12 protein-coding genes are annotated in these 16,810 nt (G+C 70.2%); 7 read left to right on the top strand and 5 right to left on the bottom strand.

What is annotated here, in order from left to right; genetic code table 11:
* Positions 1-2: 2 nt before the first annotated feature.
* Together FBZ33_RS08810 and FBZ33_RS08805 are read left to right on the top strand one after the other, a co-directional pair.
* Positions 3-1,415 (top strand): glycosyltransferase family 4 protein, encoded by a 1,413-nt coding sequence (locus tag FBZ33_RS08810; protein WP_141908666.1) that lies wholly within the window; start codon positions 3-5, stop codon positions 1,413-1,415.
* Complete coding sequence (locus FBZ33_RS08805) at positions 1,412-3,535, top strand: glycosyltransferase family 4 protein (protein WP_141908665.1); 2,124 nt, start codon at positions 1,412-1,414, stop codon at positions 3,533-3,535. The genes FBZ33_RS08810 and FBZ33_RS08805 overlap by 4 nt, the downstream gene beginning before the upstream one ends.
* Positions 3,536-3,602: 67 nt before the next feature.
* On the opposite strand, the gene FBZ33_RS08800 is transcribed toward FBZ33_RS08805, so the two are convergent.
* The 5 genes from FBZ33_RS08800 to FBZ33_RS08780 all read right to left on the bottom strand — a co-directional run bounded on the left by FBZ33_RS08800 (position 3,603) and on the right by FBZ33_RS08780 (position 9,889).
* A complete protein-coding gene (locus FBZ33_RS08800) occupies positions 3,603-5,237 on the bottom strand; it encodes a glycosyltransferase family 4 protein (protein WP_255508772.1) in 1,635 nt (544 codons plus the stop codon).
* Positions 5,238-5,310: 73 nt separating this feature from the next.
* The gene (locus tag FBZ33_RS08795; protein WP_255508771.1) at positions 5,311-6,903 is read right to left on the bottom strand and encodes a glycosyl transferase family 1; all 1,593 of its coding nucleotides are present in this window, start codon (positions 6,901-6,903) and stop codon (positions 5,311-5,313) included.
* A gap of 83 nt (positions 6,904-6,986) precedes the next feature.
* Entirely contained in the window at positions 6,987-8,015 is a 1,029-nt protein-coding gene (locus FBZ33_RS08790) for a Gfo/Idh/MocA family protein (protein WP_088947208.1), read from the bottom strand.
* The gene (locus tag FBZ33_RS08785) at positions 8,012-9,121 is read right to left on the bottom strand and encodes a DegT/DnrJ/EryC1/StrS aminotransferase family protein (protein ID WP_141908663.1); all 1,110 of its coding nucleotides are present in this window, start codon (positions 9,119-9,121) and stop codon (positions 8,012-8,014) included. Before FBZ33_RS08785 ends, FBZ33_RS08790 begins: the two co-directional genes overlap by 4 nt.
* Before the next feature lie 123 nt (positions 9,122-9,244).
* Positions 9,245-9,889: a TetR/AcrR family transcriptional regulator gene (locus FBZ33_RS08780; protein WP_141908662.1), complete on the bottom strand. Its 645-nt coding sequence runs from the start codon at positions 9,887-9,889 to the stop codon at positions 9,245-9,247.
* A 164-nt stretch (positions 9,890-10,053) separates the two neighbouring features.
* On the opposite strand from FBZ33_RS08780, the gene FBZ33_RS08775 reads away from it, so the two are divergent.
* The 5 genes from FBZ33_RS08775 to FBZ33_RS08755 all read left to right on the top strand — a co-directional run bounded on the left by FBZ33_RS08775 (position 10,054) and on the right by FBZ33_RS08755 (position 16,729).
* Entirely contained in the window at positions 10,054-10,959 is a 906-nt protein-coding gene (locus FBZ33_RS08775; protein ID WP_141908661.1) for an ABC transporter permease, read from the top strand.
* Positions 10,952-11,746: an ABC transporter ATP-binding protein gene (locus FBZ33_RS08770; RefSeq protein WP_088947204.1), complete on the top strand. Its 795-nt coding sequence runs from the start codon at positions 10,952-10,954 to the stop codon at positions 11,744-11,746. Before FBZ33_RS08775 ends, FBZ33_RS08770 begins: the two co-directional genes overlap by 8 nt.
* A 148-nt stretch (positions 11,747-11,894) precedes the next feature.
* Entirely contained in the window at positions 11,895-13,409 is a 1,515-nt protein-coding gene (locus FBZ33_RS08765) for a bifunctional cytidylyltransferase/SDR family oxidoreductase (protein WP_141908660.1), read from the top strand.
* A 42-nt stretch (positions 13,410-13,451) separates the two neighbouring features.
* Entirely contained in the window at positions 13,452-15,158 is a 1,707-nt protein-coding gene (locus FBZ33_RS08760; RefSeq protein ID WP_141908659.1) for a CDP-glycerol glycerophosphotransferase family protein, read from the top strand.
* Positions 15,159-15,403: 245 nt separating this feature from the next.
* Entirely contained in the window at positions 15,404-16,729 is a 1,326-nt protein-coding gene (locus FBZ33_RS08755) for a polysaccharide pyruvyl transferase family protein (protein WP_141908658.1), read from the top strand.
* Positions 16,730-16,810: the final 81 nt, after the last annotated feature.

Raw genomic sequence — 16,810 nt, 5'->3', positions numbered from 1 at the left:
CGATGAGCAATCGAGTTGCACCCCTTCCCCGGTCTGGCGGCGGGCGGCGACCGCACGCCATCTACCTGGCGATCGGGTTCCCGCCCGCGGCGAAGAGCAGCGCATACCGATTGCGCGAGACGGCGAATCAGTTCGTCGCCATGGGCTGGGACATCACCGTCATCACCATCTGCCAGGATGCCTGGGAGCGCGAGTACGGCCTCGACCACACCCTCTCCGAGAAGGTCGACCCCCGGGTCAAGGTGATCGAGCTGCCACTGATCCGGGAGGACCTGGAGACCGACATCCGCGCCTTCTCCGAAGCACGGTCGATCGACCCGGCGGGGTGGATCAGCCGGCTCCGCAAGCGCGAGCAGAAGATCTTCCCTGAGCCGGTCTTCGGCGGCTGGCGCTACGAGTTGGAGAAGGCGGTGATCCAGCAGCACCGCAAGCACCCCGCGGACCTGCTGATCTCCTCCTGCGCCCCCTACGTGAACCTCGCGGCGACCTGGAAGCTGTGGGAGGAGTACAGGGTTCCCTACGCGGTCGACTTCCGGGACGGCTGGTCGCTGGACGTGATCGGTGGAGGCGAGGCCTTCACTCGCGACTCGGTCTCCGGGCGTTGGGAGTCCAAGGTCCTCGAGCACGCACGTGCGGTCTGGTGCGTGAACGACCCCATCGCCGGCTTCTACCGTGAGCGTTACCCGCACCTGGCCGACCGGGTACACGTCGTGCGCAATGGCTACGACGAGGACAGCCTCCCCGATGTCGGCGGCCGCTCACCGGATCCGGCCGCGGGGCTGACCTTCGGCTACCTCGGCTCGGTCAACTTCACCCCGGCCTTCCTGGAGTCGGTGCTCGACGGGTGGCGGATCGCACGGCGCAACGATCCGGTCCTGGCCCGCTCCCGATTCGAGGTGCGCGGCCACATCGGCGCTGGCGCGATGCGGGAGGCCAACCGGCACATGGACCTGCTCAAAGAGGCTGCCGTCGACAACGTCAGCTTCGGCGGGCCGGTACCGAAGGCGGACCTGGCGGCGACGTACGGCTCCTGGGACGCCCTGGTGCTGATGCTGGTAGGCGGGCGCTTCGTCACCTCCGGCAAGGTGTACGAGTTCATGGCCACCGGGCTGCCGGTGCTCTCCGCCCACGACGTCGACCACGACGCAGCGAACATCCTTGCCGGGCATCCACTCTGGACGGGCGCGGTGGGTCTGGACCCGCACCGGCTGGCGGACTCCTTCTCGGAGGCAGCGCGAATGGCCCTGAAGGCCACCGACGAGGATCGGGCCATCGCACGCCAGCTCGCTCGCCGGTTCGCCCGGCCCGCCGTGCTCGCCCCGGCCGTGCGACACCTCACCGAACTCGTGCGGCCGAGCTCGGCCGGCGTTCCCGCCCCGGCCGCGACCGCTTCGACTGGAGATGTCCAACCATGACCACCGTGCTCATCGTGGCCACCGCCGCGCCGAAGCAGCCGGCCGTCCTAGTCGAGGCGCTGGAGCGCTTCCGCAGCAAGGGTGCCACCGTCACGCTGGCCTGCTTCTTCGACAGCGAGGAGTTGGGGATCGACCCGGCGCTGGCGGAGATCCGCACCTTCGCCATACCTGGCGAGAAGCGGGACGCCCGCTTCCGCAAGGCCCTCGGGCGGGCACCGGCCAATCGGAAGATCTGGCTGCACGCTCGACGCAGCACCTGGCTGCGGCAGCAGTACCGCCGGGCCGACCTGCTTGTCGCTCTCGACGCTCGCGCGGTGCACACGGTCTGGGAGATGGCGCAGCGCAACACCCGGGCCGGTGCCTACTACGGGCTCGTGCCCGCACAGAAGGCCCTCGCCGCCGACCGGAGCGAGTCGGTCGGGAAGCGGCTGGAGCGCCAGGTCGCCGCCGCTGCCGGCATCGGCGCGCGCGGGGCCCGCAGCGCAGCGGAGCAGACCATCCGGACCACCTTCCAGAAGGCCACCGGCCAGCGGGTGATGAGCAACCCGGCGGGCGCCTGGCTCTGGACCCGGGCCGTGGCGGCGCCTCGCGTCCCGGACCGGCTCCGCAGCAAGCTCGCCGTCCGCCTGCACGACAGCGCGGTCCGGGCCGGCCGGCCGGCCGCCGGCACCCGGGCCGCTTCCGCAGCCGTACACCGGATCAACAGCCTCGCCACCCGCGCCGACATGCTGACGAAGGCTGCGAAGACGGAGCTGACGCTCGGCCACCAGCCGAGCGGCCTGCACGACGCGATCCGGGCCCAGCTCGCGTTGGCGGACGACCTGTTGCCCCGAGACACCAAGAAGGCCGCGGCGGCCGTCTCCATGGCGTGGAGCCTGTCATCCAACCGGGTCTTGCACTTCGATCGACTCACCTCGCCGATGAGCACGGATCCGGGAGCCTTCGTGGCACCGTTCCGGGAGAGCACCGCAGCGCGAAAGCTGTCCCAGCCGCGCGGTCGGCTCACCCCGGCAGCCCCTGCGCCGACCGACCGGCCGCTGCGCCTGCTGGTGACGACGTTGATCAACGACAACTTCCTGTCGGAGATTCTGGAGCGCTACCGGGCCATGCCGAACGTGGAGGTCCGTTTCCTGGACCTCTACGAGGACGAGGTGACTCGCCCGCTCGCGCTCAGCGGCAGCACCGTCATGGAACACTTGCTGGCAGGTGACTCGTCTTACGGCGCCAAGGTCGAAGAGTGGCTCCGACCACACCTCGACTGGGCTGACACCATTTTCGTCGACTGGTGTCAAGCCACCGCGGCGCTCTTCACCCTGCACGACCCGGGCAGCACCCGGATCATCGTCCGGCTGCACAGCTTCGAGGCGTTCAACTTCTGGCCACACCTTGTGGATTTCTCCCGGGTCGACGACGTCGTCTTCGTCTCCGACCACCTGCGCGACCTCTCCACCGCCGTGCTGCCGCAGCTCACCGACACGGGTGGGCCCCGCCTCTGGGTCATCGACAACGCGATGGACCTGCAACGCTACCCACGGTCAAAGCCAGCCGACGCCCGGTTCAACCTCGGCATGGTCGGGTTCAGCTCGGTGGCCAAGGACCCGCGGTGGACTATCGAGGTGCTACGGAAGCTGCGCGAACGGGACGAGCGGTACCGGCTGACGCTCATCGGCAGCAACTTCAACGACCGGACCAGCAAGCCCGCCAAGGACTACGGCAAGCTGCTCAAGCAGGACCTGGCGGAACTGGAGCCGCTGGGGGCGGTGCGGCGCTACGGGCAGACCGACGACGTCCCGGCCGCACTGCAGGAGGTCGGCGTCATCGTGAGTTCCTCGGTACGCGAGAGTTTCCACTGCGGCCTGGTGGAGGGCGCAGCGAGCGGGGCAGTGCCGGTGGTGCGTGACTGGCCGTTCTTCGCCGGCAAGCCGCACGGCGCCCGAACCCTCTTCCCGGCCGACTGGGTGGTCGAGAGTCCGGCTGAGGCGGCGGAGCGGATATTCGCCGCCACCGCCACCGAGGAGCAGTGGCGGGAGACCGGCCAGGCCGCGGCGGAACACGCGCTGAAGACCTGGGACTGGAGCGTCACCCAGTCCGGCTTCGACCGGCTGCTGCTCGACGACTAAGCCTCCGACGAGGCGGAACAGCAGGTACGCAAAGGGGGCTTGGCCGACTGGCCAAGCCCCCTTTCGGTCAGCTCACGGGCAGTGAGGAGCGGTGCGCCACGGGCGCCGGGGTGGTCGTGCGCTGCGCCGGGGCCTTCGGGCGGTCCGGCAGCAGGCGGGTGTAGACCTCGTCCATCACCCGGGCCTGCGCCTCCCAGGTCCACTGGTCGAGCACACCCGGCCGGTCGTACGCCGCCCGGTACCGCTGCGGGTCGGCCAGCACCTCCCGCACGGCACGCAGGTAGTCGTCCAGATCCTCGGCCCGGAAGACCTCGCCCTGGCCGTTGGCCCGCGTCGCCTCGGCCATGGTCTTGACGTCGCTGACGACCATCGGCAGCCGGCCGTGCGCGTACTCGAAGAACTTGGTGATCAGCGCCAACTCGTGGTTGGGCTTGTGGTGGATCGGGATGACGCCGAGGTCGGCCGGGGCCACGAATGCGGAGACCTGCCAGTGCGGCACGTACGGCAGCAAGTGCACTCGGTCGGCCACCCCCAACTCGGCGGCGAGTTCCTCCAGCTCGTACATGATCGGGACCTTGCCGTTAGGGTGCACCGACACGAGCGCGACATGCGCGTCGGGCATCCGGGTCAGGCCTCGGATCATGATGTCGACCCCGCGGGACGGGTTGATGCCGCCGCAGTAGACCAGCAGGGGCGTTCCCGCGTCGATTCCGCACAGCGCCCGGATGTCGGGAATTGGCAGCGCCCGCTGCTCGAGGGTGAGCTCAGCGGGCGGGGCGTTCAACACGACCGCCGGCTGCTCGGGCAGGTCGTGCGTTTCCCGAAGCAGGTCGGCCAGGGTCGAGGAGACGGTCATGACGCCGTCGGCGTACGGGGCGTGCTCGCGGACGTAGGCAATCTGAGCCGGCAGCCAGCGGAGATTCTTGGGCCGACCGATGATGCCGGGCACGAACTCGTGCGCGTCCCAGACCAACTTCACGTCCCGCCCGGCAGCGCGGGCGCGCATCATCGCGCGCGCACCCACGCCGAGCATCCGGAAGTCGTGCGCGTGGATCAGATCCGGCTGCAGCTCGTCCACAACGGACCCGAAGGCCAGTTCGAAGTCCCACAGCTCCGGGTCCAGGCGGCGCCACGCCCGGTCGCCGTGCAGGCGCTGCCAGAGCCGCAGCGCGGCCCGGTCCAGCAGGGCGTTCGGGTCCTGCTGGCGCTCCTGGAGGCGCTGCAGCTCACGGGTCCGAAGCTTGACCCACCGGAACTTCGCCTTGTTGACGATGTACGGCGCGGCCAGGCGGGCCTTGCCGGTCAACTCCGCCCAGCGCGGCCCGCCCGCGCGACGGGCGACCTCGATCTCGGCCAGCCGGAAGTCGAGGTCGTTGCGCCGCGCCTTGAGCACGTTCAGGTTCCGCTTCGCGGTAAGTCCCGGCTTGTACGCCAGCGGGCGGCGCAGCAGCGCGCGGCGATGGGCGATCGGATGTGGAATCCGCCGCGCCACCCGGATCAGGCGGACCTCGGCGTCGCCGATCCGCCAGGTCTCCTCGGGGTTGCCGCCCTTGAGGATGCCGACGAGGATCACCTCCCAGCCGGCGTCGGCGGCCGACCGGGCGGCCTTCTGCACGCGGGAGTCACCGTGGACCCCGTTGTCGACAAGCATCACCACCCGTCCCCGGGTCGGCCGGGCGTCGGTATCCGGGACAGCTTGCATCGGGTGCCTTCTCCTTGTTCAAGGTCCTGCACGGGCGCGGATCAGCGGTCGCCGGTGCGACGACCGGCGCCGATCACCGGAGGAAAGCGTCGAAGACCTGCGCGGTGCGCCGGCCGTCGTGGTGTTCACGGACATAACGGAGACCCTCCGCGGCGAGGGCTGTCGCCCCGGCACGGTCGTCGAGCAACGACTCGATCGTCTTGACGAGCGTGGTGGGCGTGGCGTTCGCGATCGGCGGCTGGACGCCGGCCGCGCGGTGCGCGCTCTCGCTGAGATACGCCACCACCACCTTGCCGGCGGCCATCCCCTCACAGGAGAACGTGCCGTAGCTGCCGATCACGAGTTGGTCGACGATGATGTCAGCGTCGTGCACCTGCCGGCGCATCTCGCTATAGGGCAGTCCCTCCACCAGCCGTAGCTCGATCCGCCTCTGGTCGTGCAGCTCCTGCAACCGGGGCAGTAGCCGGTCGGTGCCCTTGGTCCAGCGATTCGACGGTGCGTGCAGCACCACCGGCCGGGCGCGCTCCAGCACCGGGCGGTCGCAGGCCCAGCCGTCCACGTCGACGATCAGCGGCGCCCAGGTGGCGAACGGCACGTCGTCCAGCAGGTCGGGGGTGGTCACGAAGAACGGCAGGCCGCTCTCCTCTGCGGTGCGCCGGTTCCGCTCGGCCACCACGGTGAGCCGCTCGCGCAGTTCGGAGTCCGCGTCCCGGAACGCGGACTCGGCGTGCCGCTCCAGGTGCGCGCCCGGATGGCGGATCTCGCTGCCGTGCGCCAGCAACGCGACCTTGAGCCGGGCCCGGCGCAGCGCGGGCAGGTCTGCGGAGATGTCGTCGCCGTTGCCCCGGCCGAGCACCGGGCGGAACGCGTCCACGATCAGGTGCGTGTACCAGCCGAGCACCCGGAGGGCCTGCTCCGCCTGCACGTCGAGCCTGTGTTCGCCCGGGTAGTTCAGGTAGCGGTCGGCCGGGTAGCGATAGGTGGCCGGCGGCTTGGCCATCACCAGTTCGATGCCGACGTCCGCCCGCGCGGCGGTGATCGCCACCGCCAGGGCGGAGAGTTGCCCGGCGTAGTTGGCCGTGCCCAGCCCCAACCGGACGGGACCGGCGCCGAGCGCCCGCCAGGGACCCGGGGTGCCAGCCTCGATCGGCGCGACCGGCAGCTCGTCCGGTGCGGGCGGCGCGTCCCCGCGCTGCCAGGCCCGCTCCACCGCCTTCGCAAAGGAGGGCAGCGAACCGGGCGCGAAGAAGTCTCCGGCCCGGTGCCGGGCCAGGTGCTCGCGGGCCGCCCGGCTGTCCGCCGCGACGACGCGCAGCCCGGCGGCGAGGTAGGTGTCGAGCAGCGCGAGACCGGCGTCCGGCTCGAACCCGAACACGGCCACGTCCGCCGAGGCGAGGAACGCTGCGGTCATCGTGTTCGGGCGCGGCACCTCGTGGATCCGCCGCCGGGCCTTGCCGGCCCGGCGGATCAGGTCCTCGGTGGCCGCCCGCTCCGCCTCGCCGCGGACCAGCGCCAGGTGGAACTCGGGCAACCGGGCCATGGCGCGTACCACGCCGGCCAGCGCCCGGTCGCCTGCGACCCCGCCCGCGTGCACCAGCAGCGGCGTACCAGCGGGAAGCTCACAGAGCTCGCGTACCGAAGGGGTCTCCCAGGGCCGCGTGCCCACGGCGGCACGGCGGAGCGCGATACGCAAACGCCGCGGAACGCGCCGCCGCACCGCCGAGACCACCCGCCGAGCCGGCGCCGGGCTCATCGCAGTGCAGGCTCCGCGTCGCTGCCGCCGGGCACGACCGACAGGACCTTGCCGTCGGAGGCCGACTCCAGCAGCGCCGCCGCGACCTCCACGGTACGCAGACCCTGCCGCAGGGTGACGATGTCGCTCTCCTTGCCCTCGACCGCGTCACGGAACCGCTCGTGCTCGACGAGCAGTGGCTCCCGCTTCGGAATGGCGTAGCGGACCATGTCGCCCTCGGCCACGCCCCGGAACGCGCGCAGCGCCTCCCACTCGGTGTCGATGGCAGCGTTGGCGTAGAAGGTGAGGTCGGCGGTGAGCGTGTCGGCGACGAAGCAGCCCTTGTCACCGGTGATCACGGTGGACCGCTCCTTGAGCGGGCTCAGCCAGTTGACCAGGTGGTTGACCATCGTGCCGTCGGCGAGTTGGCCGACAACGGCGACCATGTCCTCGTGCAGCCGGCCACTACGGGAGACCGTTCGAGCCGAGACCGATGCGTATTCCTGACCGGTCACCCACGCGGTGAGATCAATGTCGTGGGTGGCCAGGTCCATCACCACGCCGACGTCGGCGATCCGGTGCGGGAACGGGCCCTGACGCCGGGTGACGACCTGGAAGACCTCGCCCAGTTCACCGGCCTCCAGCCGGATACGCAGGCTCTGCAGCGCCGGGTTGTAGCGCTCGATGTGACCGACGCCGGCGACCAGACCCGCGGACTCGAACGCCTCGACCAGCCGGGTGGCCGTCTCGACGGACTGGGCCAGCGGCTTCTCGATCAGCGCGCACACCCCGTTGGCTGCCAACTCCAGGCCGACCCGTTCGTGCAGCGCGGTCGGACAGGCGACCACCGCGTAGTCGATGCCCATCGCCAGCAGGTCACCGAGCTCCGGGACCACCGGGGCCCGCAGGGTGCCGGTGGTGTCGCCGGCCGGGTCGACGACGGCGACCAGTTCGACGCCGTCCAGGTTGGAGAGAACCCGGGCGTGATTGCGACCCATCGCACCGAGGCCGATCAGGCCGGCGCGCAGCTTGCCCCGCTCGTTCATCGGGCACCCCCGGCGAGGTTCGCACCCTCGGCGATCCGGTCGAGCTCGACCTGGGTCAGCGACGGGTGCACCGGCAGCGAGATCACCTCGGCGGCGGCCCGCTCGGTCTCCGGCAGCTCCCACGGGCCGGGCTTGCCGTCCTCGGTGAGGTAGGGCTTGAGCCGGTGGATCGGCGTCGGGTAATAGACGGCGTTGCCGATACCCAGCTCGGTCAGGCGCTGCTGGGTGGCGTCCCGGTCGCCCCGCACCCGCACCGTGTACTGGTGGTAGACGTGCCGGGCGCCGTCGGCCACCGGCGGGGTGACCAGGCTGGTGATGGTGGAGTCGAGGAACTTTGCGTTCGCGCGACGCTGCTCGGTCCACTCGCCGAGCTGGGTCAGCTGCACCCGACCGATGGCCGCCGCCACGTCGGTCATCCGCATGTTGGCGCCCACGATCTCGTTGGCGTAGCGCTGCTCCATGCCCTGGTTGCGCAGCAGCCGTAGGGTGCGGGCGAGCCCGGCATCCCCGGTGCTGATCATGCCGCCCTCCAGGGAGTGCATGTTCTTGGTGGGGTAGAAGCTGAAGCAGCCGGCGGTGCCGAAGGCGCCGACCGGGGTGCCGTGCAGGCCGGCCCCGTGTGCCTGGGCGGCATCCTCGACGACGGCGAGGTCGTGCCGCTCGGCGATCGCCATGATCCTGTCCATCGCGGCGGGGTGGCCGTAGAGGTGCACCGGCATGATCGCGACGGTGCGCGGGGTGATCGCCGCGGCGACCGCCTCCGGGTCGACGCAGAAGTTGCCCGCCTCGATGTCGACGAAGACCGGCTCAGCACCCACCAGCCGGACGGCGTTGGCGCTGGCCGCGAAGGAGAACGAGGGCACGATGACCTCGTCGCCGGGGCCGAACCCGAGCGCCATCAGGGTCAGCTGGAGCGCCGAGGTGCCGGAGTTGACGGCGACGCAGTGCCGACCGTCGACGAGCTCGCCGAACTCCTCCTCGAACGCCGCCACCTCGGGCCCCTGCACCACCTTTCCGCTGCGCAGCACCCGCACAGCCGCCTCGATCTCAGCTTCACCGATGATCGGACGTGCCGGTGGGATGAAGTCTGGGTTCTGCCCAGCCATGGGGGATCCTCCTGGGTCTAGACGGTGCAGGCGGGGGTTCGGTTGGCGATACTAGCCCGTTGAAATCTGCGGCGACTCGTACGGGCGCAGGTTCACGCGCGGCCTGGTCGGGTGGGGGCTCGGTCACTGGGCCGGCATTCTGGGGGCCTGACTCTCCACCAAACCAGCACATGTTATCCGCAACGCGGCCACGATCGCGTTAGCCATGTTCGTCAGCTCGGTGGTGTCCAGCGGCGAGCGGGAGATCGCGAGCCGCCAGTAGATCGGGCCGACGATCAGATCGATCGCCGCCGACGGGTCGGTGCCGGCCGGCAACTCTCCCCGGTCGACCGCCTGGCCGACGACCATGTCCCCGATCCGGACCTGGTAGTCGCGCAGCGCCCGCTGGAGAGTCTCCGCGATCTGCGGGTTGCGCGCCGCCTCGGCCAGCAGGTCCGGAATGATCTGCGAGGCCAGCGGGTGGCCAAGGGCCCCCGAGGCGACCATGAGCAGCAGCTGGACGTCGCCCTGCAGGCTGCCGGTGTCGAGCAGCGGCAACTTCTTCCCGGCGACCGCGCTCACCATGTCGAGCACCAGCTCCAGCTTCGAACGCCACCGCCGATAGATCGCCGTCTTGCTGACACCGGCCCGTCGGGCGACCGCCTCCACGGAGAACCGGCCGTAGCCGGTCTGCGCCAGTTCCTGCATGACGGCTCGGCGGATGGCCGTGGTGATGTCGTCGCGAAGAACGGCCGCACCGGCGGGAGCACGCCTCTTCTCGGTCGTCACGTGGGAGAATGTAGCGCAACGACGCTACGGTTGCGTCCCGACGTGTTTTCCACTACCTTCCACGCAGCAGCGGAGCGGCCTCCCCATACCGGCCACGCTAGATTTCATCGCCGCGAAGCATTCTCATTGCTCCCCATCAGCACGAAAGATCGGAGCGCCTCACCATGGCCAACACCGCGGTGGCCGACCTCGAATCCGGGCTGACCCGCGCCCAACTCGCGCAGCGGTACGGGCTCAAGGTCGCCGGGGAACCTCCGTCCCTGGGCGCGTACGCCCGCCAACTGTGGGCGTATCGACACTTCATGTCCGCATACTCGCGGGCGAAGGTCGCGTCGTCGTTCAGCAACACGCAACTCGGCCAACTGTGGCAGGTGCTGACCCCGCTCACCAACGCGGCGGTCTACTACCTGATCTTCGGCGTGATCGTGGCGCAGGACCGGCACGTGCCGAACTTCATCGCCTACCTCTGCACCGGCATCTTCATCTTCACGTTCACCCAGAGCGCCGCGCTGCAGGGCACCAGCGCGATCACGGGTAACCTGGGGTTGATTCGAGCGCTGCACTTCCCGCGCGCTGCCCTGCCGATCACTGTCACCCTGGTGCAGTTCCAGCAGCTGCTCATGTCGATGTTGGTGCTGGCCGCGATCGTGCTGGCCACCGGGGAGCCGATCACCTTCCGCTGGCTGCTGATCGCGCCAACGCTCCTACTCCAGTCGATCTTCAACATCGGGCTGACCATGATCATGGCCCGGATCGGCTCGAAGGTCACCGACCTGAAGCAGGTCATGCCGTTCGTGATGCGGGCCTGGCTCTACGGCTCCGGCGTGCTCTACAGCGTCACGCTCTTCGCGGAACGGCTTCCCGGTTGGGCGGCGACCGCGCTGGAGTCCAACCCGATCCTGGTCTACATCGAGCTGGCCCGGTATTCACTGCTCGAATCGGCGTACCCCGACCACATCGCGTCCTCGCCGACTCGGCTGTGGCTCCTCGCTGCGGCCTGGGCAGCGGCCGTCGGCTTGGGCGGGTTCGTTTACTTCTGGCGCGGAGAGAAGGAGTACGGCCGTGGCTGAGCAGACCCTGCCTGCGGTGGACGCTGTGGTGGACACGGGGCGCGTACCCACCGTCGTGGTGGACGACGTGCATGTGATCTACAAGATCCACAAGGGCGCCACCGGTACCACCAGTCCGGTCTCCGCCCTCAAGCGGATCGTGTCCCGCACGAACGCACCGAACATCCGCGAGGTGCACGCGGTCAAGGGCGTGAGCTTCACCGCGTACCAGGGTGAGGCCATCGGGCTGATCGGCAGCAACGGCTCCGGCAAGTCGACCCTGCTGCGGACCATCGCCGGCCTGCTCCCACCGGCCCGGGGCGCGGTCTACACGCTCGGCCAGCCCTCGCTGCTCGGCGTGAACGCGGCCCTGCTCAACGACCTCTCCGGCGAGCGCAACGTGGTGCTCGGCTGCCTGGCCATGGGCATGCCTCCCGAGGAGGTGAAGCGGCTGGCTCCGGAGATCATCGAGTTCTCCGGGATCAACGAACGGGGCGACTTCGCCTCGTTGCCGATGCGCACCTACTCCTCCGGCATGGGCGCCCGGCTGCGCTTCGCCATCTCCTCGGCGAAGAAGCACGACGTGCTGCTCATCGACGAGGCGCTCGCCACCGGTGACCGCAAGTTCCGGGGCCGCAGCGAACAGCGGGTCCGCGAACTGCGCGACAGCGCCGGCACCGTCTTCCTGGTGAGCCACTCAATCGGCTCGATCCGGGACACCTGCGAGCGGACCATCTGGCTGGAGAGTGGCGTCCTGAAGATGGACGGCCCGACCGACGAGGTGTGCAACGCCTACGAAGGCAAGTAGACAGGTCGACGACCGCATCGGCCGGGCGCACGCTTGCCCGGTCGGTGCGGTCAGTCGTAGGCGCTAAGGTTTCCTGGGCGCCGACCACAGTTCATATCTCGTCATCGACGCACAAAACACCCTTTTGGTGGAAGCGAGGACCGGCAGAATGATCCAGGATCACAGCCCCGCACTGGGTGCCACGCCGGCGAGCCCGGCACTCTGGCGCCCCTCGCGGACAGTGGCCGTGATCCTCGCCGGGGGTACGGGGACGCGACTCGGGCTCGGCATCCCCAAGCAGCTGCTGAAGATCGCCGGCAAGCCGATCATCGAGCACACCCTGGCCATCTTCGAGGCCGCCCCGGAGATCGACGAGATCATCGTGCTGATGGCGACCGGGCACGTCCCCGACGCCCAGCAGATCGTCGACAAGGCCGGCTTCCGCAAGGTGACCAAGGTGATCGAGGGTGGCGACACCCGCAACGCCACCACCCGCATCGCGCTCGACGCGGTCGGCGAGGGCGACGTCAACATCCTCTTCCACGACGCGGTGCGGCCCCTGGTCAGCGGTCGGATCGTCCGCGAGTGCGTGAACGCGCTCTGGAGCTACTCCGCGGTCGACGTGGCCATCCCGTCGGCGGACACGATCATCCAGGTCGACGAGAACGACTGCATCACCGACATTCCGGTCCGCTCCGCGCTGCGCCGCGGCCAGACCCCCCAGGCGTTCCGCTCCCCCACCATCCGCGAGGCGTACCGGATCGCCGAGGGCGACCCGAACTTCGCCGCCACCGACGACTGCGGTGTGGTGCTGCGCTACCTGCCCGGCACGCCGATCAAGGTTATCGACGGTTCGGACGAGAACATCAAGGTCACCCACCCGGTCGACGTGCACCTGGCGGACAAGCTCTTCCAGCTCGCCGCGGCGCAGGCGCCCCGGCTGACCGACCACCGCAGCTACAGCGAGGAGCTGATCGGCCGCACCATCGTCGTGTTCGGCGGCAGCTACGGCATCGGCCACGAGCTGACCGAGCTGGCCCGTCGCTACGGTGCCCAGGTCTTCCCGTTCAGCCGTTCCACAACCGGCACCCACGTGGAGCGGGCCGGGGACGTCGAGGCCGCGCTGAAGACCGCCTTCGAGGCCACCGGCCGGATCGACCACGTGGTGGTGACCGCCGGCATCCTGGAGAGGGGCGCCCTCGCCGAGATGGACGAGGAGACGATGGACCGGCTGCTCCAGGTCAACTTCGTCGGCCCGGTGACCATCGCCCGCCAGGCCCTTCCGTATCTGCAGCAGACCAAGGGCCAGCTGCTGCTCTACACGTCCAGCTCCTACACCCGGGGACGAGCCCGCTACGCGCTCTACTCGGCCACCAAGGCCGCCCTGGTCAACCTCACCCAGGCGCTCGCCGACGAATGGGCCGACGTCGGCGTACGCGTCAACTGCATCAACCCGGAGCGGACCGCCACCCCGATGCGGACGCGGGCCTTCGGCGAGGAGCCGGAGCACACCCTGCTCGCCGCGGAGGCCGTCGCCCGGTCGTCGCTGGACGTGCTGATCTCGGAGCTCACCGGGCAGGTCATCGACGTACGCCGGGCGCCGGGCGAAGCGACGCAGGCCGTGCCGGCCCAGAAGCCGCGGGTAGCCGACGAGACCAATGTCGCCTCGGCGACCGTCGGCTGACGGCCGAGCACTGCTGACCGGGACGATGGTGAACGGAGCGACATGCGTGGTGACCTGGTCCGGAAACTGATCGCACGGTGCCTGAGCATCGGGCTGGCCGTGCTGGCCTTCCTGGTCGTGGCGCTGACCGGGGCGACCGGTTGGGGGCTGGCGCTGGCGGTGGCCGCCATCGTCGCCACCGCCGCTGAGCGACGGATCCGCCAGGGCGCGGACACCGCCGCCGAGACGACACTGATCGCCGCCGCCGTCCTGGTCGGCTACGCCCGACGGCTGGACGGTGGGTTCGACCCCGCGCTGGCCGCCACCGCGCTGGTGCTGCTCGGGCTGGTGCTGTTGGTGGGCCCGCTGCGGCACGCCGGCAACCTGGAGATCCGGGCGGCCAACCTGCCGGGGCGGTCCTGGACGGCGCCGGTCGCCACGCACCTCGGCGACGCACTGCTCGGGCTTCTCGCCGTGGTGGCGCTGGCCGCCGCAGCAACCATGTCGGCCCTGGTCGCCCTCGCGGCGGCCCTGCTGGTCGGCGCCGGCGCCGGCACAATCGCGCTGGATCTGGCCCGGCGCCGGTTCCGGCCACCGGCCGGCGGCGGGGCGGTGAGCCGGGCGCTGCGCCGGCACCAGCCGGAGTTCCTGCTCTACTTCTCCGCGCCTCCCGGCTCGGAGTACCAGGTCACCATGTGGCTGCCGTATCTGGAGCGGATTGGCCGGCCGTTCATGGTCGTGCTGAGGGAGCCGGAGTTCCTGGCCCCGATCGCCGCGGCCACCGATGCGCCAGTGGTCTACTGCCCCACCCTGAGGGCGATGGACGAGGTGCTGGTGCCGAGCCTCCGGGCGGCGTTCTACGTCAACCACGGTGCGAAGAACAGCCACTGCATCCGTTTCACCCAGCTCACCCACGTCCAGCTGCACCACGGCGACAGCGACAAGGCGCCGAGCGCCAACCCGGTGTCGGGGATCTTCGACCGGATCTTCGTGGCCGGCCCGGCGGCAATCGACCGGTACGCCCGGGCCGGGGTGCAGATCCCTGCGGAGAAGTTCGTGGTAGTAGGCCGCCCGCAGGTCGAGTCGATGAACGTACGCCCGGAGCCCCTAGCTGCCGAGGCACCCCGCACGGTCCTCTACACCCCGACCTGGACGGGACACCACGCGGACGCGGACTACTGCTCGCTGCCGGTGGCCGAACCGATGCTGCGCAAGCTGCTCGACCGGGGCGTAACGGTCATCCTGCGCGCCCACCCGTACACCACGCAGAACCCGACATCGGCACGGCAGCTGGGTCGGCTGACCGAGCTGCTCGCGGCGGACCGGGCGCGGACTGGCCGGCCACACGTCTGGGGCGCCGCCGGCCGCGACCTGAGCCTGGTGGATTGCGTGAACCGCTCCGACGCGCTGATCTCCGACGTCTCCGGGGTCATCTCGGACTACCTCTACTCCGGCAAGCCCTTCGCGGTGACCGACATGGGCGGCGAGGGTGACCGGTTCACCGAGCGGTTCCCGCTGGCCGGCGCGGGCTACGTGCTGCACCGGGACATGACGAACCTGGATGATGTGCTGGGCCGGCTGCTCGGCGCCGATCCGATGGCACCGGAGCGCTGGGCGACCCGGCGGCGCTACCTCGGTGACTTCCCCGCCGAGTCGTACGCCGACGCGTTCCTGGACGCCGCCAGGCGCGAGCTGGAACCGGGCTGGAGCCCGCCGTCGCCCGGGCGGCCGGTCGAGCCGGACCGGGTGGCGGCCTCCCCCACCACCTGAGCCGGCGGGCCGCCGGGGGCGGCCCGGCCCCGGTCACCCCCGGTGGTCCGGGGAGAGCAGCCTGGGCGGGCCGCCCGCTAAACCGCTTGGCCAGCTGGGGAACGGTTGGACGGGTACGGTCCGAGGCGTCAGCTGTGGCGTGCCCTAAAATCGCGGGGCCGGAGGTGCTCGATGCGCACCGCCAATCCCGGCCGGTCCGGGGTGTTCCGGGCGGACGTCGCCACGGACGAGAGGTGGAGCTAGTGATGCACCAGCGGATCCTCATGCGGGCCAAGAAGGGCCCCTTCGACGTCTACGCGCCGGAGGAGACCTTCGAACGCAACTGGATCGGCGACAACAACGGGAACCTGGTCTTCAGCCACGCAGCCCACAAGCTGCTCCGCACAACGACGGCGCAGATCACCTCCACCGAGTTCAAGATCGACCTGCGCGACGCCGACAAGATCAACGAGCAGTACGACGTGTACGTCATCCCGCTCGCCAACGCCTTCCGGCGCAGCTACGCGCATCGCGTGGCGGCCATGACCAAGCTGATCGAGCGGCTCAAGATCCCGGTGGTGGTTCTCGGGGTGGGCGTGCAGACCAACGTCGCCGGCGACCGGGAATACCTGCGCCCGATCGACGACGTGGTGAGCCGCTTCGTCCGGGCCGTGCTGGAGCGCTCGCACAGCATCGGGGTTCGGGGCGAGATCACCGAGAGCTACCTGCGCACCCTGGGCTTCTCCGCGGTCGACGTGATCGGCTGCCCGTCGATGTTCCTGCACGGTGACAGCCTGCGGGTGGAGAAGCGCAAGGAGTTCCTGACCCCGCACGACCGGGTCGCGCTGACCATCTCGCCGTACGTGAAGTCGATGGCGGAGGTGGTCTCCAGCCACCACCAGCGCTACCCGAACCTGCGCTACCTCCCGCAGGACCTGAAGACCCTCGGCACGCTGCTCTACGGCGACGCTCCCGCGGACCGAGGGAAAACCAGCGTGATCCCCGTCCACACCTCGCACCCCCTGTTCACGGAGGACAAGGTGCGCATGTTCGTGGACCCGTGGACCTGGATGGAGTACCTGTCCGGGTTCGACTTCGCCTTCGGTACCCGCATCCACGGCACCATCACCGCGCTGGTGGCCGGCACGCCGGGCTACCTCTTCGCGCACGACTCGCGCACGCTCGAGCTGGCCCGGTACTTCGACATCCCGCACCGGGTGATGGCGGACGTGCCGGCCGATGTCGACGCCGCCGACCTCTACGCGGAGGCCGACTACACGGCGCTAAACAACGGGCACAAGGCCCGCTTCGAGACCATGCTCGCCTTCCTCGCCAAGCACGACCTGGGGCACGCCTTCGCCGATGGCGACAGCGCCACCCGCTTCGACGAGCAGGTCCGCGCCACCACCTTCCCACCCGCCGTCCGCCCGGCCGGCGCCACCGGCTCCGATGTGCTGCTGGAACGGGTGCAGTGGCTGCGCGACCACAACCGAAGGCTGCTGACCGAGGTCGAGACCCTCGAGCAGCAAGAGCTGAGGACCCGGGTCAGGCAGGAGGTCGGCGGCCGGGTGCGACGCTTGTTGAATCGTTGACCCGCCGTGATCCTGCGGGCCGATCGCCGCGTGCGGCCGCCGGCCGGCCGGTGGCCTAGTATCGCGGGGCCTGGAGGTGAC

Source organism: Micromonospora sp. A202, from assembly GCF_006715105.1.
In the GTDB taxonomy this organism is placed as follows: domain Bacteria; phylum Actinomycetota; class Actinomycetes; order Mycobacteriales; family Micromonosporaceae; genus Micromonospora; species Micromonospora zamorensis.
The sequence above is the reverse complement of the archived record's forward strand: the minus strand, read 5'-3'. Positions and strand labels throughout refer to the sequence as shown.

Bases quoted from the DNA above. Each gene is read 5' to 3' on its own strand.
- FBZ33_RS08810 (WP_141908666.1), top strand. From the start codon at position 3: ATGAGCAATCGAGTTGCACCCCTTCCCCGGTCTGGCGGCGGGCGGCGA.
- FBZ33_RS08805 (WP_141908665.1), top strand. From the start codon at position 1,412: ATGACCACCGTGCTCATCGTGGCCACCGCCGCGCCGAAGCAGCCGGCC.
- FBZ33_RS08800 (WP_255508772.1), bottom strand. From the start codon at position 5,237: ATGCAAGCTGTCCCGGATACCGACGCCCGGCCGACCCGGGGACGGGTG.
- FBZ33_RS08790 (WP_088947208.1), bottom strand. From the start codon at position 8,015: ATGAACGAGCGGGGCAAGCTGCGCGCCGGCCTGATCGGCCTCGGTGCG.
- FBZ33_RS08785 (WP_141908663.1), bottom strand. From the start codon at position 9,121: ATGGCTGGGCAGAACCCAGACTTCATCCCACCGGCACGTCCGATCATC.
- FBZ33_RS08775 (WP_141908661.1), top strand. From the start codon at position 10,054: ATGGCCAACACCGCGGTGGCCGACCTCGAATCCGGGCTGACCCGCGCC.
- FBZ33_RS08765 (WP_141908660.1), top strand. From the start codon at position 11,895: ATGATCCAGGATCACAGCCCCGCACTGGGTGCCACGCCGGCGAGCCCG.
- FBZ33_RS08760 (WP_141908659.1), top strand. From the start codon at position 13,452: ATGCGTGGTGACCTGGTCCGGAAACTGATCGCACGGTGCCTGAGCATC.
- FBZ33_RS08755 (WP_141908658.1), top strand. From the start codon at position 15,404: ATGCACCAGCGGATCCTCATGCGGGCCAAGAAGGGCCCCTTCGACGTC.